The organism is Chryseobacterium edaphi (assembly GCF_025628985.1).
GTDB classification, from domain to species: Bacteria; Bacteroidota; Bacteroidia; order Flavobacteriales; family Weeksellaceae; genus Chryseobacterium; species Chryseobacterium edaphi.
In genome coordinates, this window is the sequence record NZ_JAOTEM010000001.1 from 803,076 (window position 1) to 829,216 (window position 26,141).

The 26,141-nt window shown below is 35.2% G+C and carries 23 protein-coding genes; 12 read left to right on the top strand and 11 right to left on the bottom strand.

The features are described from left to right. Nucleotides 1–66: 66 nt before the first annotated feature. Both NZ698_RS03760 and NZ698_RS03765 read right to left on the bottom strand, forming a co-directional pair. The gene (locus tag NZ698_RS03760; protein ID WP_263001751.1) at nucleotides 67–1,089 is read right to left on the bottom strand and encodes an LLM class flavin-dependent oxidoreductase; all 1,023 of its coding nucleotides are present in this window, start codon (nucleotides 1,087–1,089) and stop codon (nucleotides 67–69) included. A 156-nt stretch (nucleotides 1,090–1,245) separates the two neighbouring features. Beyond that, nucleotides 1,246–1,461, bottom strand: a complete 216-nt coding sequence (locus NZ698_RS03765) for a hypothetical protein (RefSeq protein ID WP_263001752.1) — start codon at nucleotides 1,459–1,461, stop codon at nucleotides 1,246–1,248. Nucleotides 1,462–1,715: 254 nt separating this feature from the next. Here NZ698_RS03765 and NZ698_RS03770 point away from each other — a divergent pair, with 254 nt between their 5' ends. From NZ698_RS03770 to NZ698_RS03785, 4 genes are all read left to right on the top strand, one after another. Then, nucleotides 1,716–2,582: a phosphatase PAP2 family protein gene (locus tag NZ698_RS03770; protein WP_263001753.1), complete on the top strand. Its 867-nt coding sequence runs from the start codon at nucleotides 1,716–1,718 to the stop codon at nucleotides 2,580–2,582. A gap of 144 nt (nucleotides 2,583–2,726) precedes the next feature. Then, nucleotides 2,727–3,227, top strand: a complete 501-nt coding sequence (locus tag NZ698_RS03775) for an RNA polymerase sigma factor (protein ID WP_263001754.1) — start codon at nucleotides 2,727–2,729, stop codon at nucleotides 3,225–3,227. Nucleotides 3,228–3,237: 10 nt separating this feature from the next. Continuing rightward, nucleotides 3,238–4,044 carry a hypothetical protein gene (locus NZ698_RS03780; protein ID WP_263001755.1) on the top strand — a complete coding sequence of 269 codons (807 nt, stop codon included), beginning with the start codon at nucleotides 3,238–3,240 and terminating at the stop codon, nucleotides 4,042–4,044. Nucleotides 4,045–4,121: 77 nt separating this feature from the next. After that, on the top strand, nucleotides 4,122–6,233 hold the full coding sequence (locus NZ698_RS03785; protein WP_263001756.1) for a M4 family metallopeptidase: 2,112 nt from the start codon (nucleotides 4,122–4,124) through the stop codon (nucleotides 6,231–6,233). A 129-nt stretch (nucleotides 6,234–6,362) separates the two neighbouring features. On the opposite strand, the gene NZ698_RS03790 is transcribed toward NZ698_RS03785, so the two are convergent. Further along, nucleotides 6,363–8,084: an FAD/NAD(P)-binding protein gene (locus NZ698_RS03790; RefSeq protein ID WP_263001757.1), complete on the bottom strand. Its 1,722-nt coding sequence runs from the start codon at nucleotides 8,082–8,084 to the stop codon at nucleotides 6,363–6,365. 141 nt (nucleotides 8,085–8,225) lie between these two features. Continuing rightward, nucleotides 8,226–8,912: a DUF421 domain-containing protein gene (locus NZ698_RS03795; RefSeq protein ID WP_263001758.1), complete on the bottom strand. Its 687-nt coding sequence runs from the start codon at nucleotides 8,910–8,912 to the stop codon at nucleotides 8,226–8,228. A gap of 210 nt (nucleotides 8,913–9,122) precedes the next feature. Between NZ698_RS03795 and NZ698_RS03800 the strand changes: the two genes are divergently transcribed. Both NZ698_RS03800 and NZ698_RS03805 read left to right on the top strand, forming a co-directional pair. Continuing rightward, nucleotides 9,123–9,575, top strand: a complete 453-nt coding sequence (locus tag NZ698_RS03800; RefSeq protein ID WP_263001759.1) for a ferritin-like domain-containing protein — start codon at nucleotides 9,123–9,125, stop codon at nucleotides 9,573–9,575. A gap of 121 nt (nucleotides 9,576–9,696) precedes the next feature. Further along, entirely contained in the window at nucleotides 9,697–10,179 is a 483-nt protein-coding gene (locus tag NZ698_RS03805; protein ID WP_263001760.1) for a DUF4385 domain-containing protein, read from the top strand. A gap of 80 nt (nucleotides 10,180–10,259) precedes the next feature. Here NZ698_RS03805 and NZ698_RS03810 read toward each other — a convergent pair whose 3' ends face one another. The 3 genes from NZ698_RS03810 to NZ698_RS03820 all read right to left on the bottom strand — a co-directional run bounded on the left by NZ698_RS03810 (nucleotide 10,260) and on the right by NZ698_RS03820 (nucleotide 12,897). Continuing rightward, nucleotides 10,260–11,195, bottom strand: a complete 936-nt coding sequence (locus NZ698_RS03810; protein WP_263001761.1) for an SDR family oxidoreductase — start codon at nucleotides 11,193–11,195, stop codon at nucleotides 10,260–10,262. 190 nt (nucleotides 11,196–11,385) lie between these two features. After that, entirely contained in the window at nucleotides 11,386–12,249 is an 864-nt protein-coding gene (locus tag NZ698_RS03815) for an SDR family oxidoreductase (protein WP_263001762.1), read from the bottom strand. 78 nt (nucleotides 12,250–12,327) lie between these two features. Next, nucleotides 12,328–12,897, bottom strand: a complete 570-nt coding sequence (locus NZ698_RS03820) for a Crp/Fnr family transcriptional regulator (protein WP_263001763.1) — start codon at nucleotides 12,895–12,897, stop codon at nucleotides 12,328–12,330. Between the two features lie 435 nt (nucleotides 12,898–13,332). Here NZ698_RS03820 and NZ698_RS03825 point away from each other — a divergent pair, with 435 nt between their 5' ends. After that, nucleotides 13,333–13,935: a CinA family protein gene (locus NZ698_RS03825; protein WP_263001764.1), complete on the top strand. Its 603-nt coding sequence runs from the start codon at nucleotides 13,333–13,335 to the stop codon at nucleotides 13,933–13,935. A 75-nt stretch (nucleotides 13,936–14,010) separates the two neighbouring features. Here NZ698_RS03825 and NZ698_RS03830 read toward each other — a convergent pair whose 3' ends face one another. Then, nucleotides 14,011–14,367: a response regulator gene (locus tag NZ698_RS03830; RefSeq protein ID WP_263001765.1), complete on the bottom strand. Its 357-nt coding sequence runs from the start codon at nucleotides 14,365–14,367 to the stop codon at nucleotides 14,011–14,013. Nucleotides 14,368–14,775: 408 nt separating this feature from the next. Between NZ698_RS03830 and NZ698_RS03835 the strand changes: the two genes are divergently transcribed. Next, nucleotides 14,776–18,594 (top strand): fibronectin type III domain-containing protein, encoded by a 3,819-nt coding sequence (locus tag NZ698_RS03835; protein ID WP_263001766.1) that lies wholly within the window; start codon nucleotides 14,776–14,778, stop codon nucleotides 18,592–18,594. 131 nt (nucleotides 18,595–18,725) lie between these two features. Here NZ698_RS03835 and NZ698_RS03840 read toward each other — a convergent pair whose 3' ends face one another. Further along, complete coding sequence (locus NZ698_RS03840; RefSeq protein ID WP_263001767.1) at nucleotides 18,726–19,088, bottom strand: response regulator; 363 nt, start codon at nucleotides 19,086–19,088, stop codon at nucleotides 18,726–18,728. A 457-nt stretch (nucleotides 19,089–19,545) separates the two neighbouring features. On the opposite strand from NZ698_RS03840, the gene gnd reads away from it, so the two are divergent. The 4 genes from gnd (at nucleotide 19,546) to NZ698_RS03860 (ending at nucleotide 24,312) form a co-directional block, all read left to right on the top strand. Beyond that, entirely contained in the window at nucleotides 19,546–20,964 is a 1,419-nt protein-coding gene (gnd, locus tag NZ698_RS03845) for an NADP-dependent phosphogluconate dehydrogenase (RefSeq protein WP_263001768.1), read from the top strand. An 11-nt stretch (nucleotides 20,965–20,975) separates the two neighbouring features. Continuing rightward, nucleotides 20,976–22,484: a glucose-6-phosphate dehydrogenase gene (gene zwf / locus NZ698_RS03850; RefSeq protein WP_263001769.1), complete on the top strand. Its 1,509-nt coding sequence runs from the start codon at nucleotides 20,976–20,978 to the stop codon at nucleotides 22,482–22,484. A 2-nt stretch (nucleotides 22,485–22,486) separates the two neighbouring features. Then, complete coding sequence (gene pgl, locus NZ698_RS03855) at nucleotides 22,487–23,200, top strand: 6-phosphogluconolactonase (protein WP_263001770.1); 714 nt, start codon at nucleotides 22,487–22,489, stop codon at nucleotides 23,198–23,200. Nucleotides 23,201–23,523: 323 nt separating this feature from the next. Beyond that, entirely contained in the window at nucleotides 23,524–24,312 is a 789-nt protein-coding gene (locus NZ698_RS03860) for an SDR family oxidoreductase (protein ID WP_263001771.1), read from the top strand. A gap of 26 nt (nucleotides 24,313–24,338) precedes the next feature. Here the strand turns inward: NZ698_RS03860 and NZ698_RS03865 are convergent, their stop codons facing one another. Together NZ698_RS03865 and NZ698_RS03870 are read right to left on the bottom strand one after the other, a co-directional pair. Then, nucleotides 24,339–25,259, bottom strand: coding sequence for a helix-turn-helix domain-containing protein (locus NZ698_RS03865; RefSeq protein WP_263001772.1), 921 nt, complete (start codon nucleotides 25,257–25,259; stop codon nucleotides 24,339–24,341). Between the two features lie 65 nt (nucleotides 25,260–25,324). Continuing rightward, entirely contained in the window at nucleotides 25,325–26,098 is a 774-nt protein-coding gene (locus NZ698_RS03870; RefSeq protein WP_263001773.1) for an SDR family NAD(P)-dependent oxidoreductase, read from the bottom strand. Between the last annotated feature and the right edge of the window lie 43 nt (nucleotides 26,099–26,141).

The window sequence follows — 26,141 nt, forward strand, 5'->3', positions numbered from 1 at the left end:
AGTTTTTAATCAACTATAAAATAACTGTGTTAGAATTACTTTAAATAATCCTCAACACTCAGAAGATCAATTTGCTAATAATCTTTCGTCATTAATTTCCATCATCACTTCAGCAAATAATTTTGCAGATTTTACTCGATCTTCAATCGAATAGATTGTGGATACCATAATAAGTTCATCCACTTGTGTTTCAGCAATAAAATCCTGCAGCTTACCCTTTACTGTTTTCTTTGTTCCGACGAAAGAGTATTTCAGCATTTGATGTAAACTTGGATGATTCATCACGTCCTTTAGATCTTCAGTCATTTCTGTTGGTGGATGCAATGGTTGAGAATTTCCTGTAAGAACACCAAAAAACATTCTGATCAGTGAGGTGTACAATCTTTCGGCTTCTTCTTCAGTATCCGCAATCACGACATTTACTCCTGCAATAGTATAAGCTTTCTGTAAGAATTCAGAAGGTGAAAATTCTTTTCTGTAAATATTCAAAGCATTCATCAGATGAGTTGAGGCAAAGTGACTGGCAAAAGCATAAGGTAAACCTTTGGCTGCTGCAAGATGTGCACTGTCGGTGCTTGAGCCCAAAATATAGATCGGAACTTCTGTTCCTTCAGCAATAGCAGCTCTGACTTTAGAATTTTTATTATCTGAAGAAAAATAATTTTGAATTTTTTCTACTTCCCTAGGAAATGAGTGCGCAGCTTTCATAAAATCGATACGGATAGCTTGTGCAGTCAATGTATCTGTTCCGGGAGCTCTGCCTAAGCCTAAATCAATTCTATCGGGATATAAATGCGCAAGCGTTCCGAATTGCTCTGCGATAATCAGGGGAGAATGGTTGGGAAGCATTATACCACCGGAACCTACTTTTATTTTTTCGGTATTTTCAGCAACATAACCAATTAATATTGATGTTGCACTGCTTCCCACAGATCCGGAATTATGATGTTCTGCAAACCAATAGCGTGTATAGTTATATTGCTCTGCAACTTTTGCTAATTCCAGTGAATTGTTCAGAGTCTGTTTAAATGTATTTCCTTCAGAAACAATCGCAAGTTCTAAAATGGAGTAGGATATAGCATTTTTCATAGGAATTATATTTTTAAATATGAATATTCCTCAAAGTTACAAAATGTAACTATTAAATGCGGCGTTAAATGTAAAAGGTTTTTTAATAATATATAAATGCTAGATGAAGCTTCTGATACTTACAATTTTTGTTGATAAATAATTAAAATTGCTCATTTATTTTGGCAGCATGATCATTCTTGCATTACTGCCTTCGCGAATGGCAATCAATTTTCTATTGACCATATTTTGCAGAAACGCATTTCTCTCGGGAATTGGAAGATTCAGAATTTGATCAAAATCACCGAAAAAATTACCGTTATTTCCACCGGTTTCAATATGTTTTTTTCTAACGATCTCTAGAATTTGATTTTCCATTTCTACTGCGTCCATTCTTTTTCAATTATTAATAAAGATTTATGAATACAAATATAAACTTATATAATTCTTTTCCTTTATAACTTTTATACCTTAATTCCAGATTTGTAAATTATTTGGATCTTTAATTCCTGTAAACACTAATTTTATATTACTTAAATTGATATTAATATGTTTAAAAACTAGCAATATTGTTTTTTTCTATGATCAAAAAAGCAGCGTTAATATTGTATTTTAATTAATAAGTTTGCTCACTCAAAAAATAAATAATGAAGAGGTCTTTTATTGTATTACTCATCTTAATTTTTAATTTTATTTTTTCTCAAGAGGTTGATAGTCTGGAAATTGATAATTCTCCTATATCTGACAGTGTGATTTCTCCCAAAAAAAATACTATCGGAAGACAATTGGTTGTAGACGGTAAACAGATATTCAATAATATGGCACATAGTTACCTCAGTCCATTTTCCTGGAAAAAAGATAACTGGATTGATGTGGGTGGGGTTGCATTAGGAACCATATTAATATATTCTGTAGACAATGACACCAGTCGTTATTTTGCAGATCAGAGAGAGAAAGTACCGAGTGTTATCAGAAAATTCGGAGATTATTTCGGTGGTCCCCAGAATAATTACGGTATTACAAGTGTGGTTTATCTTACAGGGCTTTTCACAAAAAACGATAAGATCAGAAATACCGGAGTTTTGATGATTTCTTCTGCCACAACTGCAGGATTGATCCAAACTTTTTCTAAAACATTGGTAGGAAGAGCAAGACCAGGAACAGGCGAAGGTAAATTTTACTTCAAACCTTTCAGTGGTCAACCGGCGTACCGTTCATTTCCTTCCGGACATACTGTATTGGTTTCTACCACAATGTTTGCATTGGCAAAACAATTTTCAAACCCATGGATAAAGGCCGGGATTTATACTATTGGTGCTATCACGCCTTTATCAAGAATGTGGGACGGAGCGCATTTTTTTTCTGATGTATTCCTGAGCACCGTACTTAGTTATTTTATTGTTGACGGTACCTATCGTTACATGCAAAAGAATAATGATCATAAGAAAGAGAAAAAAATCTCATGGAGATTCAATATGTCTCCCAATATGCTTGGTTTGAATGGTACTTTTTAAACTTTGAACATCCTAGAACATAATTTCAAAAGTTAAATTCGGATTTAATATATTTCTGATCTGTGCAGTAATGGTTTGAATAAAATAATGTTAAATTTTGTAACATTTTCAATAAATTGATACTAACTGCGCAGAGTATTGCCCATGACGGAGCGAGAGCAGGAATTTCTCGAAAAAATAGATAAACATAAGGGAGTCATTTTTAAGATTTCCAAAATGTATATGGATAATTTCGACGATCAGAAAGATCTTTATCAGGAAATCATTTACCAGACCTGGAAGTCATATGCTGACTTTCAGGGTAAAAGCGATTTCTCAACCTGGCTTTACCGTACTGCACTCAATACGGCGATTCTTTTTCTGAAAAGCCAGAAAAAACGTAATTTTATTAACAATCAGAATATCGACCATATTCTCGTACATCACGATCAGTACAATGACGAGGATGACAAAAATATTAAAATGATGTACGAAGCCATTCATCAGCTTTCTGCTGTAGATAAAGCAATGATCTTTTTTTATCTGGAAGATTTTTCGGGGAAGCAGATTGCAGAACAGTTGGGAATTTCTGAAGTTAATGCGCGGGTAAAACTCAACAGGGCAAAGGCAAAATTAAAAGACATCATTGCCAAAAACAAATTGTAACACAAGTATTATGGAAATTGATCATTTAAAAGAATTTTGGAACAAAGATAATCAGGATCTTCCGGAAGTTTCACTGGATAAACAGGACGAGATTTATTCTCCTTTGGAGATGATAAAAATAAATATGCGGACAGAATTTTGGTTGCTCATCATTACTCTGCCGGGAATTTTATACGGTTTTCCGTTTAATAATGATAATAATAGCATCAAAACAATTGCATCATTTGAAGTTTTGCTTTCTTTAGGTTTTATGATTTATTTTTATTCCAGATTTATAAAACTTTACAAAATGCTCAGGTCTAAAGGTATCAATACCAATTATGATCTTTTTAATATTAAAACACAACTTCTTGTAAGCAAAGAAATTTACATCTCTTATTATATTTCTTATATTCCGCTCGCATTTCTTATCTGCCTGATTAATGTGAACTTTCATTTGGATAACGTTTATTACATCACAGTTTTTGCCGTCAGTTTACTTATTTCGATATTGATCGTTTTTATTATGATTAAATTTTGGATTTATCATATGTACGGAAAACATATTGAGGAAGTTGTGCATATTATAGACGATTTGAATGGAATTAAAAACGATAAACCAAATACTAAAAAAACTTCATGGTTTGAAACTTCGCAATCATTTCTTCGCAGAAAATATGGTGTAAAAGGTCATGTCATTAATACAATTTTATGGTTTTTCTCATCTTTTATCTTGATCATAGTGATTCTCTCTATCATTCTTAGTCTGATTATTTTTCTTGGAATCCGGATGGATATCATTGATAAAACAATACTTTTAAAAGCACTCGAGCATTAATTTTTTTAAGTTATTTTAAAAATAGGTGTAACATTTTTGATTTTTTTATACTAACTGTCGGAAATAATCAAAATATTATGAAAAAAACACTTATCATTTCTAAAGCACTTGCTTTTGTTTTTGTACTCGGTTCAACATCAGAATTTGTGCATGCTCAAAATCGTACAGAGTCTTCAGAATTATCTTCTGAGAATTTTCCTAAAATAACGAAAACTTCAGCAATGGGAAATTTTTATTCAGATTTTGGTGGCAAGAACATTTCATCCCAATCTTTACATACCAATCTGAATAAATGGATGGGTACAGATCAGAATCATTCTTTTAAACTGGTTGAAACTGTAAAAGATGATCTTGGATTTGTACGAGATTCTTTTCAGCATTATTACAAAAATGTAAAAGTTGCTGACGAATTGATCTATATTCACGAGAAGAATGGTAAAGTAACTTATGTAAATGGTGAATTGTCGGAAAACATTAATTTATCAATCATTCCGCCGCTTTCTCAGTCGGAAGTTGAAAGTATTGTCAATGCAGATATGAAAGTAGCTGGTGTTACTTTCGATGAATTTAATCAGGTTATTACAAAAGTGTATGCGGACAGAGGGATTGAATTGCATTTGGTTTCGCAGATCAATGCATTGTCTCTAAAGACTTTACAGGGTTATATGTATTATGTTGATAATACAACTAGAAAAATTGTAAAAAAGCTTGAAAAGATTCATCGTCATAATATAACGCCAATTCAAAATAATATTTCTCCAGTTAATAAGATATCTTCAAATGATCAAAAGTTATGGATCAGCCCATTGGTAGATACTTCTTCAACAAGTGCAACGTACTATAAAGGCAATCAGCAGATTACTGTAGATTCGAATAATGGTACATTTAGACTAAAAGACAACGCAAGAAATATTCATACGCAAGACGGAACAGGGTGGGACGGTAACGGAAGTCCTGTTACAGGTCTTACAGGAACAATTGCTGAATATACAAGTTCCACAGCTAATTTTACAGCAACAGCGACCAAACCTGCAGTAGAAGTACATTGGGCAATGAAAACGGCTTATGATTATTACATTAACCGACATAACAGAAACAGCTATGACGGCACCGGTTCGATCATCAGAAATTATTATAATATTAATTTCAACAGAAATCCCACAACCGGGGCAGGACAAACTCCCATCGATGGCAGTAATGCAGCAGCCGTTGATACACAGGGAATTGTAGCCATGGTTTACGGAAGCGGTTTGTATCAAGGTCAGGCAGGATATTTTAGTCCAATTGTAGGAATAGATGTTGCGGGTCACGAATATTCTCATCTTATGGTAAGCAGAACGGCTAATTTAGCATATCAGAAAGAATCCGGAGCATTGAATGAATCTTTCGCCGATATGTTTGGAACTGCGATAGAATTTTATTCTAATGTAAATCCTAACTGGACGATTGCCGAAGGAATTCCAAATGCTGCAATTGGCGCAACGTATTTCAGAAATATGTCAAATCCCAATGCAGGGTCAAACCAAATCGGAGGACAACAACCGGATACTTATCAGGGAACTTACTGGCAGGACACATCTGCAGCCTGTACTCCTACAGGAGGTCAAACTGGAAATGATTATTGTGGAGTACATAAAAACAGTGGGGTAGGAAACTACTGGTTTTATCTTTTATCAGTCGGCGGTTCGGGAACCAATGATTTAGGAACCAATTTTAGTGTTACGGGAATTACTATTCAAAAAGCAGAAAAAATTGCCTACAGAACTTTGGCAACTTATCTTACTGCAAACAGTACATATGCAAATGCTTACGCATCATCAAAACAAGCTGCTATAGATTTATATGGAGCGGGTTCCAATGAATTGCAGCAGGTAGAGAATGCTTGGTGCGCAGTCGGTTTGGGTAATTGTGCGAATGTTTTGGCAGTTAGTGAAAATGTTAAGAATGATCTGCAAAATGTCAAAATTTATCCAAATCCTGTGAGTAACGGACAGTTTACTATAGAATCAGATTTAAAAGGCAATGTAGCGTATGAGATTTATGATTTTTCAGGTAAACTGATTAAAACTTCAGAAAAACTTGAAAAAGGAATTCATAAAGTAAATATCAATGGAGTACAGTCAGGAGTATATATTCTTAAAATAAATGCAGATGGTACCATCATTTCAAAAAAATTAGTTGTTAAATAATATTCACAAAAACACAACTTTAGCCCGGCAAATTTTTGTCGGGCTTTTTTAGTTATCTAAATCTATTTTTTTGATATTAAAATCACAAATTTAGCTGAATATAAAATTTTAATGAAAAGTTACTCTCAATCAATCATTCATTGATATCAATAAAGAATCTGTGATGGTATCTGCAGCAGTATCACAAAAGTCAAGACCGGAATAATCAGGATTGAGTCCGCCGATGTAAGCTACAGACATGATGTAAAGATTTTTTCTGACATTTCCGTACGAATCTAATGCCTGAAAATAATCATTTATACTCAGACCTTTCACCTGCAAGTAGAAATTGTCATTTGCTCCTTTTTTTATCATATCATTACCATCATTTTTTATCTTTATTGCTTCTTCCGCGCTTTTGAAATTCAGATAACCCGTACTCACAACGCCGTCTTGTTTTAGTCCTTCAAAAGGAAGATCATTAAAATTCATAGCTCGCTGACCGGTTGCATCAACGTACATTTTGTATTTCATTTCTTTAGCCGTTCCTGTGTCATCATGGTAGCGGTAAATTGCACCTTCTTCTCCGTAAGGTTCCACAGTGCTTTTATGGTCTACATTGTAAAGATTTATGACTCCTGCATCATACAATGCGATGATTTCACGATAAGAAGATTGGGGAAGAGCGGCGATGATAATTGAAATAAGCGGCATCAAAGTTTTGTTAAGTCTCAGCATATCTTCAGCCGAGAAATGTTTGGCCGGATAATTCATTGAATAACTAAATGATGTTAACGCTTCTTTCCAGGTGATGGATTGATGTCTTTTAATGGATTTCTCAGCTTCGGTATATTCGGCTTTAAAAAGTTCAAAACTATCCAATTCTCTACGCAGCTTCATCATTTTTTCGACAAATTCTTCGATACTCAAATCTTTAATTTCATCATAAAATTTAGGATCTTTATTTTTTATGATCAATTTAAAGTTCTTATTAAAAACGTAATCAAGGTCTACAAATCCGCCGTGATTCTTTTTATATTCAAAAATTTCTTTTAAAGACATTTTCCAGTCGGTAGAATAAGCTTCATCTTCCGAATGAAATCTCAGAGCCGGTAACAAACCGCTTAAAGAATATAAATCAATTTTAAAATTTTCTGACTGCGGATGAACAACATATTGCAACTCATCATTTTTATCTTTCGTGAAATTTCCGTTAAGACGAGACAGTGTTCTGATAATGTCAACAGCGGTGAGCGAAGCACCTTTTACAACAACAGGATGATTGGTGTGCGTATTAAATTTGGAAGGAGGATAAGGTGAATCATACCAATTTTTATGTTTCCCTTCAAATGACTGCAGCCACTGATGACCAATACTTAATACTACAAAATCTGTATGATATTTTTCGCCCGTTTCTGTTACGACGGAAAATGCATGATCATCAATATTTTTAATATCCTTAACTTCGGTATTGGTCAATGTGATTACTTCTATTCCTGAGCTTTGAGCTTTTTTTATATATGATTTAAATTGATTTTCGAGATATTTTCCCAATACTAATCTCGGGATAACCTGATCGCGATTGATTTCACCATCTTTTACATAATCTGAGAAACCTTCCAAAGGATGATTTTTAATAAAAATTTCTATATCATCAATGAGCTTTGGGATTTCGTTGGCCGAAACATTGGCTACGTGTTCCGTACCAGAACCTGAAGTGCTGTAAGGCATTCCCATACCCAAATGCTCATTCTTCTCAAAGATAATTATGGTCTTAGGACGTATTTTTTTAAACGACAAATGTTTTATAAAGAATAATGCTGCAGGACCTCCGCCGACTAACGCAATAGTTTTTGAATCGATGTGTGACATGATGATTAGTAATATTGATCAGCAATCCAATGTCAAAAGTTGTACCTAAGTTATAGAGACATATCTATAAAATAATTATTTTTTTATGATTTGGATCAGATTTAAGATAAACTACTTAGAAAATAATTTAATAAAGTGCACCTAAGTCAAGCGTACTGTATTAATTGCAACCACCCATTCCTTATGATCACATCTTTGACATGAATGTTTACCGGGAGTTAATTTTTTAGCGTGACCACAATAGGTACAGGCGTAAATATTTTCATTGTTTATAGAATCAAGTTTTTCTTTATAGAGTTTCGGAAGTACAGGTAGACCATATACAACCTGCTCATCACTGTAATAATAAAAACTGATGTTTCCCGTGGTTTCCAGAATAGCAGTTTTTACCTGTCCTAAATGCTCAATTGATTCCTGACGCATTTCAGAAAAGAATTCGTCTTTGGCAAAAGTATGATCTTTCTTCACTCCCAACACAAATTCACCATTTTCAATCACATAAAGCGGATCGCCTTCGATAATACTTTCAAACTTTTCGCTTTTGGTTGCAAAATAGGTGATGGTGCGATATAAACCTATAATGGCTACAAATACTATAAAGGAAGGCAAAACAGCTGCATCTTTGTTAAACATAGGATCACCCGCTGCCGAACCCAATGCAATAATGATCGCAACTTCAAAAAGGGAAAGCTGACGCACACCTTTTTTTCCTGAAAGTCGCAGTATCAGTAAAACCATGCTAAACATGATTACTGTACGAAGCACAATTTCTAAAGTAAAACTAAAATCAAGATCTCCGATAAAAATTTTATTCCAATCTAAATTCATAATAATTTTCTTAAACTGATGAATATTTAAAGCCGTGTATTTATTGAGCTTTTTAAAATAATTACAAATTTCCAGCCAACGGAGAATGTTTTTTTATTGAAAATTTAAAAAAATGCACCAAAAAATTGATTAATTATAAAATATTTCTAAATATCATAAAATGGTACGGGTGTTGCAAAGCATAAAGCACACTAACTTAAAAATATTATTATGGACAGTACTAAAACGGTTTCGGTTTTAAACGATTTACTAAACATCACCAACGACAGAATCCAGGGATTCAGCAAAGTTGAAGAAAAGGTATGGGATAAACATTCTTTATTAAGAGATGATTATGATCAGATGGTAAAAGAATCTCAGGAAATGAAATCAGAGCTTATTGGTTTAATTACCGAACGTGGGGGAGAACCTGATGATACATCTTCTGCAGCCGGAGCAATCCACAGAACCTGGATCGATGTGAAGAATGCTTTCACGGGTGATAATCCTGAAGCAACTTTGGAAAACGTTGTATTTGGTGAAAAATCAGCAATAGCAGCGTATCAGGAAGCTTTACAAAGTGACAAATTATGTCCCCAAAGTACAGTAGTAGTTGCAGATCAATTGGAACAGCTGAAATCTTCTTATTCCAAATTTCAGACTTTAGAGAAAATAACAGATTAAAAAAATAGATTTAATTAATATTAAATCTACAAAAACAAAAATTTTTACTTTCTAACCGAATAATCCTGGGAGCTTGACTTTCAGGATTATTCATTGTCAAATTTATTTTAAATAAATAATAATGAGTAAAAAACCAAGCTACCTTAATTTCAATCACGCAGATTATCCCTGGAAACCTGATGTAGATTATCGGTTACATCCCGAACTTTATCGTGTTGGAAAAGGAGAACAGGGTGTATTAATATGTGAACCGTACAAAAGTGAAATCGGGCAATTCTGGAGATTTAAAACTAAAGAAATTGCAGAGGAAAGTTCAATTAAAATTTTCAGTTTATTCGAAGATTATCTTGATAAGAATGATTTTGTAGGTGCAGATATGGCAAGAAAATATCTCCAGATGGGATATACAAGAGCCCGCAGATATTATAATTATAAAGGCGGTAAAAAATATGATGCTGAAAACGACTACCAACAGTTAGAACGAGGAACCGGAGATCCCGAAAAAGCAGCTGCAGCAGCAATATTTTATGCTAAATGGAAAGAAGCAGAAGCAAATTCTGTCTATTCTGAAATGAAAAAAAATTGGAAAAAAGAAAAAGGCTAAAAAATAGTTTTCAATATTTAAAGTAAAAAGAGAGCTTAGTTAAACTAAACTCTCTCTCTCTTTTATTTGTGTAAATATATTTATGGTTGTCCGCTTCCTCCTGCAGATCCGTAGATCTGACCACTTGCAAAACTTGCATTATTGTCTGCAAGCTGTACAAAGATAGATGCTAACTCGGCGGGTTGTCCCGGTCTTCCCAAAGGAGTGTCACCACCGAATTTTTCTATATTTTCCTGTGTTTGTCCACCACTTATTTCCAGAGCGGTCCAAACTGGTCCCGGAGCAACACCGTTTACACGAATTCCTTTTGGTCCCAATTGTTTTGCCAATGATTTTACATAGCTCGTGGTGGCAGCTTTTGTCTGTGCATAATCATACAAATCCGGTGAGGGATCATAAGCCTGAACAGATGAAAGTCCGATGATAGATGAGCCTGGTTTCAGATGAGGTAATGCAGCTTTTGTCAACCAGAACGGAGCATAGAGATTGGTTTTCATTGTTCGGTCAAACTCTTCGGTGCTAATATCAAGAATAGATTCATGAGTTTTTTGATGACCTGCATTATTCACTAAGATATCTAAACCACCTAATTGTTCGACAGCTTTTGAAATCAATTCTTTACAAAATGATTCCTCACGCAAATCTCCCGGTATTGCAACTGCTTTTCTTCCTTCTTTTTCGATTAATTTTACAACGTCCTGCGCATCAGATTCTTCCTCAGGAAGATAATTAATAGCAACGTCTGCGCCTTCTCTTGCATAGGCAATTGCTGCAGCACGTCCCATTCCGGAATCTCCTCCCGTAATTAAAGCTTTTCTTCCTTCTAATCTTCCCGAACCTTTATAAGATTTCTCTCCGTGATCAGGTACAGGATTCATTTTGCTTACCAAACCGGGAAATGGCTGAAATTGTCTTTCAAATGGCGGCTTCGGATACTTCGTTGTAGGATCTGTTAAAGTTGATTGAGATTTGTCTTGTACATTGTGACTGGTGATTCCTTCATTTTCATTTTCCATTTAATAAAATTTTTTGTGATGTCCACAAAACTTTACAAGAACTGTGCCTCCAAAGGGTAAGTATTTACAAAAACAATTTCCAATGAACTCTTTTGTAGTTGTAAAACTGAAAAGAAGTTCATTGGGAATTATTATAAATTTAATAAAGCATTGATTCGCATTTATTCATGCTTACGATGAAATCATACTTTTAAGCAAGAAGATCTTTCATTCCAAATGCAGTTAAAACTTTGTCGTATTCAACTTTAACAGCGTCATTAGCGGTTTTAATAATTTCTCCTGTAGAAGGATCTGCAACGGTTCGTAATGGTCTCTGACCTTTTGGTAAATTGATAAGATTTATTACTGCATCTGCAACATCCTGTGGATTTGGTTTTGCAGTTTCAAAAATCTGACCGATCGCGCCAAACATCTTCTCCGGAAATTCGGCGATCTTTTCATAATCATCAACAACTGACGGATCAGAACCATATTGAATTTTTTGAGACATCTCAGTAGGAAAAGCTCCCGGCTGAATGATAGCAACATCAACTCCCAATGGTCTCACCTCATAATGCAAACCTTCACTTAAACCTTCCAAAGCAAATTTTGAAGCAGCATAAACCACTGAAAAAGGAGCGGAGAATCTGCCCCATCCGCTTGATACGTTTATAATCAAACCTTCTGATTGTTTACGCATATGTGGTAATGCCAATTTCATTAATCTCCACGGTGCATAAACATTGACTTCCATCATTCTTTGCAAATCATCTGTAGTAAAGCTTTCAGCAACACCAAACATTGAGATTCCTGCATTGTTTACTAAGACATCAATTGTTCCTTCTTTAGCAATGACAGTGTCGATTGCTGTTTTTACACTTGTTTCATCTGTTAAGGATACATCAAGAACTGTTATATTTTTTACCTCTGCCAAAGCTTTTGCTTTGTCGGCATTCTTTCCTTCAGTATCTCTCATCGTAGCATAAACTTTGTGTCCTAAAGCTGCGACACTTTGGGCAGTAAGCCATCCGAATCCACTATTTGTACCGGTTATTAATATTACTTTTTTGTCCATTTTTTTGTTATTTAAATTAATGATACAAATTTCTGCATCTGAGAAATAAAAACGTTTACCAAATGGTAAAAAGCGATTTTACCTGATGTTTTTTCTTATTCTGCTCAATGATTGCTGGGTAATTCCCAAATAAGAAGCAACATAAGAAAGCGGTATTCGATTAACGAGATTGGGAAACATTTCTATAAATGATAAATAACGGGTAGTTGCATCCTCTGAAACAAGCGGGCTTCTTCTTTCGATGGTTTTTAAAAGACAGTTTTTCAATATCTTACCTGTTATAGCATCCCATCCAACTATGGTATTTCCTATTTCATCCCAGTTTTTTTTTGAAAATATAAGCAATTGGCAATCGGTAACTGCTTCTATATAATCGGAAGCTACTATTTGCGCCTCAAATTTTTGTTGATCTGAAACAAAATTATTCTCATCAACGAAATGATGAGTGATCTCCTGACCTTTGTTGTTGTAATAGCAAAAGCGAACGACACCTTTTAGAATAAATCCGACCTGTTTTGGGATTTTCCCGGCTTCGGAAAAATATTCATCCTTACGGAGATCAAGTCTAGTCGCTTTACTTGTAATAAGGTCAATTTGCTGTTTGTTTAAATCTCCAAACTGCAAAATATAGTCAATAAACTCTTTCATAATTTAAATATACCTTATATTTTGAACAGGATATTTACCATATGGTAAAAAATAATCATTTGAAATAGCGATAGTTTTTTTTAAAAATCAATTTTTATTTTATCTATCTAATAATCTTATCATTTATCAAAATAAAATCGGTTACTAATTGATTTTCAGTACACATGATTTATCTCTTTATAAATAGTTGGAGAGGATATTTATCAATTTCACCTGATTTGTTACTTTGTTTTACATAAATATTTCAATGTAGTTACATATTTTCATGGCGGAAACAAAATCAGTCATTGGGTTGGCTTGATTTTAGATTAATTCTTAATGCGTAAAACCGTGTGGTGATCGGTATTTAGCAAATAATTACTTTAAAGATTACAAGTAATTAAAAAAAATAAAATATGATTTCCTCATTCATTATAATCTACAAGAAAAATTAAAATGATTTTAAAACCAACAAAAATCGACCTTACAAAAGAACAGCTTTCTGCGAAGTCTTTTATTAACTTTATTGTAGAACTGCAAAATTTGCTGGAATATATTGGAACAGAACTATCATCCATTAACGAAACAATTTCTATTGCAGAGAGCGTGACCGCCGGATTTCTACAATTTTCTTTTTCACAGATGAATGATGCTTCACAATTTTTTAAAGGTGGAATAACAGCATATAATGTCGCAGAGAAAATCAATCTTTTAAAAGTAGAAGAAGGAGAAGCATCCCAATCTGATGGGGTTTCTCCAGAAATTGCTGAATCAATGGCACTGAACGTGGCAAATATATTTAAAAGTGACTGGTCAATAGCTGTCACAGGGTATGCAAATCCTATAAAAAAATCACGAAACAAGCTTTTTGCTTATTTTTCGATTACGCACAAAGGGAAAATTATTCTTACTGAAAAACTCGATCTTCATTCGCGAACAATGTCTCTAAAAGCTCAACTCTATTACAGCGAATTTGTTTTGGGATGTTTTAAACTCGAATTGGATAAATATAAATTGTTCATTACAGAAACTTTAGATCAGTCAAGGATTTCGAGCTAAAATAATTTATCGTTCATCAATAAAAAACTCTAAGATCAAAAGATTTTAGAGTTTTTTATTGGTTTATTAAGTGAATTAGTTTGTCAATTTTTCGATTTTTAAAAGCACATCATCAATGTCAAATGGTTTTGCAATAAATTCATCTGCTTCACATGCTTCCGTTACATTTTCAGCTTTTGCATGTGCACTGATAATCATTACAGGAATTTGAGATGTTTCAGGTTCTTCTTTAAGTTGATTGCACAAATCAGTTCCCAGTCCGTCGGGAAGCATTACATCCAAAATAAAAATATCAGGAGTTACAGATTTGTCGCGTTTGTTGAATGCTTCTACAGTAGCAAAAGAACGCACATCATAATTTTCGAATGACAGGAGCAATTGTAATGCATCTCTGATGCCTGTCTCATCTTCTACGATATAAATAGTTTTCATACCCTTGGTTGGCAAAAACAAAGCCAATTTCTCGGCAAGGAGGAAAATATTTTAAATTATTTCTTTAAAAAAATTGTATTAAAATCTGAATTCAAAATGTTAAAATAAAATGAGAGATGTTGAGAAGTTGCCGTAGATCAATAAATTCATCTTTGAGAAAATTAAAATTTCATTGACTGTCAAATATTTAAATAGAGTAAAGCGATATTGATGAGCATTCTGTTGAAAGTATCTAATCTTAAATGTATTTTTTTACTTACATGTTCAAGAAAGTACTATGATGATTATTGAATCACTATTATTATAAGATATAATGTTGTTGAATATTAAATACATATCATATTATTAAGAATGATTTTAATGTCAAAAAAAATAACTAAATTTGAGAATAACAAATAAATAAATTATATGATTAAAACCTTTACTAATTTTTTACTTCTTGCGTGTTTCATTAATTTTGGTTTCATACCGCTATTCCAGTCTCAGGCTGCGGCTACGTTACCATACACTCAAGATTTTAACACGAGCAACGACTTTACTTTGCTGAACGGAACTCAGGTCAATAAATGGGCTTATGGTTCAGCAGCAGGTAATGGAGGAAATTCTATTTATGTTTCCAATGACAACGGTACTACAAATAATTATACGATTACGTCACTGAGCGTAGTTCAGGCGTATAGAGACATTGCAGTTCCGGCCGGTACGACAGCGTCTTCACCAGCAACTTTATCTTTTGACTGGAGAGCAATGGGAGAAGGATGCTGTGATTATCTGAGAATATGGTTGGTTCCTACAACTTTCACACCTACACCGGGAACACAAATTGCTGCAGGTGCGGGGAGAATTCAGTTAGGAGGTAACCTGAATGCACAGACTGCATGGCAGACTTATTTGAATACAACCGTAAATTTGGCATCGTTTGCAGGAACAAATATGCGTCTTGTTTTTGAATGGAGAAACGATGGAAGCTTAGGTACAGCACCTGCTGGTGGAATTGATAATATAAATATGTTGATTCCTACTTGTCCTGCACCTACTGCATTGGCTGTTAATACAATAACAACAACTAATGCAACTATTTCATGGACGGGTATCACTCCTGCTCCTGCCAATGGTTACCAATATTATGTGTCTACAAGTTCAACACCGCCGAATAATACAACTATTCCTACAGGTACAACTACTGCAACTTCAGTTGTTTTAAATACATTAGTACCAAGTACAACTTATTATTTTTGGGTTCGCGCAATTTGCAGTTCGACAGATTCCAGCATATGGACTTCAGGCGGAGGTTTTTCAACAACTCAGATTCCGGCAATACTTCCGTACAGTCAAAACTTTACAACTATTAATGATTTCGGTTTTGTAAACGGAACGCAGACAAACAAATGGTTTTATGGTAGTGCTGCAGGAAATTTGCCAAATTCCATTTATATTTCTAATGATAATGGGTTAACAAATAATTATACCATCACCTCATTAAGTGTAGTTCAGGCATATAGAGATATCGCAGTACCAGCAGGAACAACTGCGGCATCACCTGCGCTTTTATCATTTGACTGGCTTGCGATGGGAGAGACGTGTTGTGATTATTTAAGAATCTGGCTTGTACCTTCTTCATTTACACCTGTTGCAGGGACACAAATTACGGCAGGTACAGGAAGAATTCAGATTGGAGGAAATTTAAATGCTCAGGCGGCATGGCAAACCTATCTTAATACAAACGTCAACTTAACAACTTTTGCAGGAACTACTGTGCGTCTTGTTTTCGAGTGGCGAAATGACGGAAGTTTAGGAACACCACCTGCAGGTGCAATAGACAACATAAACTTTCAAATTCCTACTTGTAAACTACCAACCGCTCCGGTTGTAGGAACAGTAACTTCAACAACAGCTGCAATAAGCTGGACAGGAACTGTACCAGCACCCGCTATTGGATATCAGTATTTCTTATCAACAAATCCTACACCTCCAGTTGCGACAACGATCCCAACCGGAACAACAACGGCAACGTCAGTTCCTTTAGCAGGATTACTTCCTAATACAACTTATTATTGGTGGGTGAGAGCACGATGCAGCACAACAGATGCAAGTATCTGGATTGGCGGACCAAGTTTTACGACGACTCAGATTCCGGCAACTATTCCTTATGTGCAGCCATTTGCAACAAATGATTTTGGTTTTGTAAATGGAACTCAGGTGAATAAATGGGTTTATGGAAATGCAGCAGGAAATACTCCAAATTCTATTTATGTATCGAATGATAATGGTGTAACCAACGCTTATACAATTACTTCACTCAGTACAGTACATGCATTTAGAGATGTTGCGGTACCTACCGGAACTACTATTGCAACAGTAGCTTTTGATTGGAAAGCACAGGGTGAGACAACACTTGATTATCTGCGTGTTTGGTTAGTTCCTAGTAATTTCATGCCTACTGCGGGAACTCAGATTACAGCAGGTGCGGGAAGAATTCAGTTAGGTGCAAACTTAAATCAACAGGCATTATGGCAATCATATAGCAATACAAATGTCAATGTAAGCACTTTTGCAGGTGGAATCATGAGACTTGTATTCGAGTGGAGAAATAGTGCTACAGGAGGAACTCAGGAACCAGCTGCTGTTGACAATGTGGTTATCAGAATTTGCAGTACAATTACTCCTGTAGTGACGGTAGCTCCAGCTTCTATCACTCATAATTCAGCTACAATTACTTGGCCTCAACATAATGGTGGTGCTAATTATAAAATCAGATACAGACCAGTTGGTACTACAACATGGTTACCGGTAGCTGGACCTATTGACGTAGCAGCTGTACCAGGACCTACACAAACTTATACTTTGGCAGGAGTTTTAACACCTGTAACATTGTATGAAGTAGAAGTTGCTGCAGTTTGTAATGCTAATATCGGTGCATATTCTCATAATGAGTTTACAACTAAATGTGATCCGACACCACCAAACGTAGTCATAACTAATGTAACTTCGACATCAGCAGTAGTAACATGGAATCCTTTGGTTGCAAGTGCAACGTACGAAATCCAATGGAGAGAAGTAGGTACTTTACCTTGGTTAACACCAACTGGTGGAACACCTCAACCTCCATTAAATTCTTACACAATTACAGGATTGAGCTCATTTAAAACTTATGAAGTTCAGGTGAGAAGTAAGTGTATAGCAAGTACTACTGCAAATCCATGGTCAAATCCTCAAGTGTTTACAACAGTAAGAATCTGTGAAATTGCACCTCCGGGATTGACAATCACTACATTGACACCTACAAGTGCAGAAGTAGTTTGGGATGCCTTTACTGGTGCAGGAGCTTCAGGAAGCTATGTTTTAAGATACAGAAAAGTAGGTATTCCTAGCTGGACGACTGTGACAGTTAATACAAATACTTACACAATCACAGGATTGTTAGAATTGACGAAATACGAAATGCAGGTAGCAAATGTTTGTTCGGGAACTCCGGGTAACTTTACACCTCTGTATTATTTTACAACTCCTACCGTTATATATTGCCCAATGACGTCAGCAAATTCTGCAACAGAATATATTTCGAAAGTAACTGCGAAGCCTACCGGTAAGCCTGAAATGATCAATATTACTTTAGCTACCAATTACTCTGACTTTACGGGTACGCCTGCGAAGTTTATCGAAATGGTTCAGGGATCAAATGGTAACCAGATTACGATTGACAAAACACTGAGCAATGGTGATAAAGCAGGAGTTGCAGTTTGGATCGACTTCAACAGAAATGGTTATTTCGATATCAACGAAAGAATCATGGCTGACGGACCAAATACAAATCCTACAGCAAGCGCAACATTCAGTGTTCCTGCCGATGCATTTGTAAGCATGACAGATTACAAATATGTTGTGATGAGAGTAGCAATGCAGAAAGACGGAATTCCTGTAAATTGTACAAGCTTCCCGAATGGCGAAGTGGAAGATTATACAGTAAGAATTTCTAAACAGCCGGTTGCAAACGCAATAAACCAGACGGATATCGTAATTTATCCTAATCCTGTAAGCACAGTTTTAAATGTAAAAAATATCAGCAAAAAAGCGAATTATAAAATTTACACTGCAGCAGGACAATTGGTATCAAGCGGATTTATTGTCAATAATAAAATAGACGTTAGCAGATTGAGCAGCGGATTATACGTTATCGATATAGAAGATGCAATGGGAACTGTTCAGAAGAAATTTATTAAAGAATAGTACATATACTTATAAATTAAAAAAAATAAGCTCTCAGAAATGGGAGCTTATTTTATTAATATAGATTCTTACGAAAACTGAATTACATATTTAATTATGTATTTAGCTTAACAAATTTTATTTTTTAAAATTTAAGAATCAACATTCTTTTTCACAACATCTATCATCTCATCAATTCCGAAAGGTTTAGAAATGAAATCATCAGCATCGCAATCTGCGGCCTCTGCAGCCAGATTACTTGATGTTGAGGTGAGAACTGCCGGTATTTCGTCAGTTTTAGGATCTGATTTTAATTCTTTGATGACCTCAGAACCTTTTACAGGACCTTTTATATGATCATCTATAATCACTACATCAGGATCTATGTTTTCAATGTTTTTTATCGGTTCTGTTGTCAGAGATCCTGTCACGTCAAATCCCTCTTCTTCCAATACCTGATCCATTATTTCTAAGATCTCTTTATTATCCTGTACAAGTACTACTTTTTTCTTCATTAAAGATAATTAATAATTCTGCGAATATAATCAATAATTGTATATCATTAAAGACTCTACAATAATTCAATAATATCTTTGATCTTTTACTATAATTATTGTTGTCTATCAATGAGTATTTCTAAAATAAGTGAAACGGATTGTTTACCAGTATTTCAGTATTTTTCACAAAAAATTCCTTGTTTATTATTGCGTTTTTTAATCGCTAAAAAAGACTAAGTTTTAAAATAGATTTTTTTTTAAAACAAACAATGGCATTTCATTTAGCAAAGAAATAAAATTGTTTAAATATCAGTCATTTAAATATATCTTCATAATGCACAACGAGTATAATCTTAATATTATAACATAATATTAAGAATGGGAAAACGTAATATTTTCTTCATTCTTCGTACATTTGATGGTGCAAAATTGAGTATGATTTTTTGCATCAGAAATATTCTTATAAAAAAGTAAAATGAGTACATACAATTACGGAATGATCGGCATTGGTGTAATGGGAAGAAATCTTCTTTACAACATTGCTGAGAACGGATTCTCAATTGCAGGATTTGACCTGGACAAGCAAAAAATCAATGATTTAAAAGAAGGTGCAACCTCAGAAATGACAGTTCAGGGTACAGATTCTCTGGAAGAATTTGTTTCCAGTCTTGAAACACCGAGAAAAATCATTCTTATGGTTCCTGCAGGAAAGCCTGTAGATGCTGTTTTAGAAAACATCAAACCACTTTTAAGCAAAGGCGATATCGTTATAGATGCCGGAAATTCTTATTTTAAAGATACCAACAGACGCGTATCGGATTTAGCAACTCAGGGTCTTCATTTTATGGGAATGGGAGTTTCCGGAGGTGAAAAGGGAGCGAGATTTGGTCCGAGTATTATGCCTGGAGGAGATCTTGAGGCTTTTCACTCAGTTCGTCCGATGTTGGAAGCTATATCAGCAAAGGTGAATGGTGAATCTTGTACCGCATATATGGGAAAAGATGCAGCGGGACATTATGTGAAAATGGTTCACAACGGGATCGAATATGCAATCATGCAATTAATCAGTGAAGCTTACGATCTTCTTAGAAAAGGAGCTAATTTAAACAACGATCAGCTTTATGAAGTCTTCAAAAAATGGAACGATGGTGAGATGAATTCTTTTTTAATTGAAATCACAAGAGATATTTTCCAACAGAAAGATTCTATCACGGGCGGATTTTTATTAGATCAGATTTTAGATAAAGCAGGATCGAAAGGTACCGGAAAATGGACCTCAGAAGAAGCTTTGGAAACAGGCGTGGCAATCCCGACTATTGATGCTGCTGTTGCGTCCAGAACATTATCTTCATATAAAGAGGAAAGAATTCAGGCATCAAAATTATATACAAAAGTAGAGATTACAAAGCCGGAAGATATAGATTTATTTATTCAGGAAGTAGGTGATGCTCTATTTCTTTCAATATTGATCAGTTATACACAAGGTTTGTCTCTTCTGGTAAAAGCTTCAGAAGAATATGGTTTTCAGATTCCGTTAAAAGATGTTGTGAAAATCTGGCGTGGAGGCTGTATCATCCGCTCTTCTTTATTAGAAAAGTTTTATGAGGTGTACACAGAAGATCCGAATTTATCTAATATTTTACTCAATAATAAGATTGCTGAAATTGTAAAATCTAAAGTTACATCATTAAGAAAAACAAACGCTTTTGCTGTGACCAACGGAATTGCAACACTCGGTTTACAGACTGTTTTAGCATATTTTGATGCGTACACTACCGAAAGCTTACCTGTGAATCTGATTCAGGCTCAACGTGATTATTTTGGTGCTCATACGTATCAGCGAAAGGATCAGGAAGGCATCTTTCATACCCAATGGGAAAATACAAATAACTAAAATTCAGATCAATGAATGAAAACGGAACGTTGCAGTCAACCAGTATAATTATATTTGGTGCAACCGGAGATTTGGCAAAAAGAAAACTGTTCCCTGCGTTTTTTAATCTATTTATAGAGGGTAGAATGCCGGAGAAATTCAATATTGTGGCATTGGGAAGAGCAGATAAAGAAAATAATGACTTCAAAAGCTACGTTAAAGAAAATCTGCTTCTCTTTTCGCGCAACCAAACTGAAATAGAGACAGAATGGGACAAATTCCAGTCACATATCATCTACTTCAGACATCAGATTGATGAAGAAAGTTCTTACAAAGATCTTGATGTAAAACTAAAATCGCTGGATAGCGAGTATGGTGTAAGAGCGAACCGATTGTTTTATTTGTCAATAGGACCAAATTTTGTCTCAACCATCTCAGAACATCTAAAAAAAGCACAACTGGCTTCCAATCCTTCGCAGGATAGAATTATTATAGAAAAACCTTTTGGACACGACAAAAAATCTGCGATTGAACTCAATAATTTATTGTCAAAAACCTTTGAAGAGGAACAGATTTATCGTATAGATCATTATTTAGGTAAAGAAACCGTTCAGAATATTCTTGCCTTCAGATTTGGTAATTCTATCTTCGAACCGTTATGGAATTGCAAATATGTAGAATCTGTACAAATCACCGTTGCAGAGGAGGTGGGAGTAGAATCTCGGGGTGCTTTTTATGAAGGAACAGGTGCGTTGAAAGATATGATTCAGAACCATTTGTTACAGATTTTGTGCATGGTAGCAATGGAGCAACCATCTTCATTGGATTCCGGTGAAATCAGAGACCGTAAAGTGGATGTTCTAAAATCAATTAGAAGAATACCTCTCGACCAAGTCAATCATTATGCAGTACGCGGTCAGTATGGAAAAGGCACGTTAAATGGAACCGATCTAAAAGCTTATCGTGACGAAGAAGGCGTAGCTCCTGATTCTAACACAGAAACTTTTGCTGCCATTAAATTTTATCTGGACAACGAACGTTGGGACGGTGTTCCTTTTTATGTGCGTACCGGAAAAAGAATGCAGGAAAAACATTCTTACATCACCATACAGTTCAAACCTCTTGCACAATCCACTTTTTCAGGAGGAAAGCACGATCTTTCTCAAAATAAACTGATTATTAATATTCAACCATTGATGGATATAAGACTTCAGTTTATGACAAAAAAACCCGGACTTACGGTTGAGCTGAGACCTGTTGAAATGATTTTTGATTATTTTTCATGTAAAGAAGATACACCGGAAGCCTATGAAACATTGTTGCTGGATGCTTTAGAAGGAGATCTTACATTATTCATGCGTTCTGATCAGGTAGAAGAAGCTTGGGATGTTGTCAAAACCATTCAGGAATCCTGGGAAAATAATCCGGATCCATCTTTTCCAAATTATGCTGCGGGAAGCAGCGGACCGCAAGAATGTAATCTTTTGCTTCAAAGAGAAGACCACAGTTGGGAACATGCACATATTGATTTAAAAGTATAAAAATGAAGGTTCAAGTAGTAGATAATTTAGATCAGCTTTATAAAGAAACAGCAGATTTATTCAGTAATCTTGCAGCGGATTCAATTCAGAAGAGAGGAAAATTTGTTGTGGCTTTAAGTGGTGGAACTTCTCCGAAATCTGTTTTTGAATTGTTGGCAACAGAAAGCTATGCTGAAAGAATAGAGTGGAACAAAATCTATTTCTTTTGGGTAGATGAAAGGTGGGTTCCGTTGAATGACGACAAAAGCAATGCAAAAATGACTTTTGAAACGCTTTTAAATAGAGTACCGGTCAATGGAGATCAGATATTTCCGATGTTTAAAGAAAATATTTCACCGGAAGACTATGCTGTAGAATACGAAAATGAAATCAAAAACGTTCTCGGAGACGAAGGACGATTCGACTTTATCCTTTTGGGAATGGGCGATGATGGTCATACCGCTTCGTTATTTCCGGGTGAACGTATTTTAGATGAAAATGAAAAATGGGTCGATGCGTATTATCTGAAACCTCAGGAAATGTTCAGGATCACTTTGACGGCACCAATCATTAATAAAGCAGAAAATATTTTGGTTGTGACTTTCGGAGAATCAAAAAGACACGCTTTAAATGAAGTTCTCAATGGTGAATATAATCCTCAATTATATCCTTTACAGCTCATCAAACCTGAGAAAAATGAACTTCAGATTTTGACAACTTCAGATACACTAAAATAAAATATCGAATAGTTTTATCATTAAAATAAAAATCCGTCTTGCAATTTTTGTAAGGCGGATTTATTTATAATTAAATTAAAGATTCAAAAGAATAATAAAAACAGATTCATTTTACAACCTTGCAGAATGACTTTTACTTCTTTTTTATTAATTTTACGATTATTCGTATTAAAATACTTTGTATTTCTTTTTTAAGTTAACGCCTTTGTCTTACTTAAAAACAGTCAAAATTTATAATTCTTTGTTTGACCTAGCGTTAAATCTAGAATTATGAAAAATTTATTTTAAAACAAATAATAATAAAAAAGCAAAACCGAATCATTATGAATATTAATTTATCATCCAAAAATGCATTAGTAGGAGCAGCAACTCAGGGAATAGGAGCGGGAATCGCAACAGAACTAGCAAAATGTGGCGCAAATGTAATCCTGATGGCCAGAAATGAAGAGAAACTGAAAAATTCCGTAGCTGCACTTCCGGTCATTCACGAAAGTCAAAAGCATGGATATCTTGTTGCTGATTTTTCTGATTTTGAAACTTTTAAAATAATTATTTCAGATTATTTTAAAGATAATACAGTTGATATTCTGGTTAACAATACCAATGGTCCGGAACCGGGATTGGCGGTTGAAAAGAATGTTGATGACTTTCAGAAAGCTTTTGATCTGCTTTTTAAAACCGTTTGCAAAACGACATCTTTGGCTTTACCTCATATGATCAGACAGAAAAGCGGAAGAATTATCAATGTTTCATCTCTTTCTGTTAAAGAACCGATCAATAATCTGGTGCTTTCAAATTCAATACGTTCTGCGGTTGCAGCCTGGTCAAAATCTTTGTCTAACGAAGTTGCTCAGCATAATATTACCATTAACAATGTTTTGACAGGATATTTTGATACCGAAAGAATCCGGACATTAATTAAAGTAGAGTCGGAACAAAACAATCAGTCTGTTGAAGAAATTAAAAAAGGCAGAGAAAATAAAATTCCGATGAAAAGACTGGGAAAACCTGAAGAATATGGTCATTTGGTAGCATTTTTAGCTTCAGAATATGCAGCTTACCTTACAGGAGCAAGTATTCCTCTGGATGGTGGTTTGGCAAATGTTTACTGATAAATTTTTTCCTATTTCTAAATTATTTAATTTAAAGACTGCCTGAATTCCAGAGGTGAAAGACTGGTTTTGGTTTTGAATAATTTGCTGAACGACTGTGGATGCTCGAAACCCAGCTCATAAGCAATTTCACTTACGGTCAATTCTGTGGTGGTCAATCTCTCTTTTGCTTTCTCAATGAGCTTTTCGTGAATGTATTGCTGAGTATTTTGCCCAATCAGTGAGCGAAGCATATCACTCAAATATCCCGGCGAAATATTCAGTTGGTCTGAGAGATATTGCACGGTAGGCACACCTTGGTGAAGAGATTTCTGATTATTCAGGTAATCATTCAAAATGGTTTCTGTTTTTTGAAGAATGTCATTGTTGACCGCTTTTCGCGTGATGAACTGACGTTTGTAAAAACGATTAACGTAGCTCAGCATCAAATCGATTTGAGCAATCACTACTTCCTGGCTGAATTCATCCACACGGCTGTTCAGTTCCCGTTCCATAATTTGGTAAACAGAAAGAATGATTTCTTTTTCGGCATCTGACAAATGCAGAGCTTCATTGGAGGAATAGGAAAAATAGCCATATTGCTTTATTTTCTTTGCCAAAGGATGTCCCAGCAGAAAATCGGGATGAAGCAGCAGGATATAACAGTAGGTTTTGCTGTTATAATCTGTGCTTCCCACCAATTGATTGGGCGCTAAAAACAGCATGCTGCCTTCGTTATAATCATAATAATCCTGCCCGTATTTCAGTCTTCCGTTGTTTTTGGTGATGAAGGTTATCTTATAAAAACTTAGGACGTCGTAGATTGGTGCCATCTCCGTATTGAAAGAATTGTCTTCGTTGAAATGCACAAGACTGATCAGCGGATGCTGTGGTGCAGGCAGACCAAATGCCTGATGACTTTCAGATATAGAGATAAAGCGTATCAGTTTGTCATCTTTACTTTTCATCTTATAAATTTATTAAAAAAACCTATGACAAATCGATCATCATAGGTTTTTAGATTGATTAAATCTTACCAGGGAAGAATGTTATCCTTTCCGCTGAAATTGGCAGGTCCGGTAAAACTTCCTGTCGGAAGATCTTCTGCCAAAGCTACCCGTACCGGCTCAGCCGAACCTTCTTCCACCGTGTCGGTACCCTGAAAATTGTTAAGAGCCGTTGCTGTAAAGCCCGGACTTACAAGATGAACTTTAACATTCGTGTTTTCCAGATCGATAGCAAGGGAAAGAAAGATACCGTTCAATGCAGTTTTAGAAGCACCATAAGCAGCGTCAAAAGAAGAACGATACGGATTTTCAGGATTAGAATTGATTCCCAGAGAACCTAATGCACTCGAAACTGTCACAATACGCGCTGCAGGAGCATTTTTCAATAAAGGTAAAAAAGCCTGTGTTACCGCAAGTGTACCAAATACATTCGTTTCCCATACCGCTTTCAGTTCGTTGATCGGGACGATGCTTGCACGTTGAGATCCCAAAACTTCTTCCATCGTACGTCCCGATTGACCGGCGTGTGAGATGGCTGCGTTATTCACCAATAATGTTAGATATTCTGATTCAATCTGTATTTTGGTTACTGCCGCATTCACAGAATCTGAATCGGTAATATCCAGCTGAATGGCCTTTGCAAGACCGCCAATTTCAGCGGCAGCAGTTTCCCCTTTCTTCAGGTCGCGGGAACCGACAAATACGATATAACCATTGTCGGCAAGAGCTTTTGCTATCTGAAAACCTACACCTGTATTGGCACCCGAAACCAGTGCCACTTTTTGTTCGTTTGTCTGCATAATTTTAATTGATTTAAATTGAATACAGCAAAGGTGGATATAA